Here is a 266-nt window from a genome sequence, read left to right as displayed (position 1 = left end):
CTGGTGGTGCGGGTGCGGGCGGCGACCCTGCGGTCCTTGTGGCTGCGCGGGGAGGGCTTGGCCGGCGATTCCTGGGGTCCGTCGGCGGCTCGGTCCAGCAGGTCGACCGCGGCCTGGGCGATCTCCTGCTCGGTGACCGGATCGGTGCCGCGCTCGGCGAGGACGCGGCGGGTGTGACCCCAGGCCAGCTCGCCCAACGGGGCCGGTGTGGTGCGAAGGTGACGCCAGAGCACGGTGATCCAACCGCCGTCGCGGTGATTGCGTAC

At 73.7% G+C, this 266-nt stretch carries 1 pseudogene; it reads right to left on the bottom strand.

What is annotated here, in order from left to right:
* Positions 1–266: pseudogene (locus tag KVT44_RS56185) on the bottom strand (integrase); the annotation flags it as partial.

Origin of the sequence: Streptomyces sp. GbtcB7 (genome assembly GCF_019091445.1) — a bacterium.
In the GTDB taxonomy this organism is placed as follows: domain Bacteria; phylum Actinomycetota; class Actinomycetes; order Streptomycetales; family Streptomycetaceae; genus Streptomyces; species Streptomyces mirabilis.
Note: the sequence above shows the minus strand (reverse complement) of the source record. Positions and strands in the feature narration are given on the sequence as shown.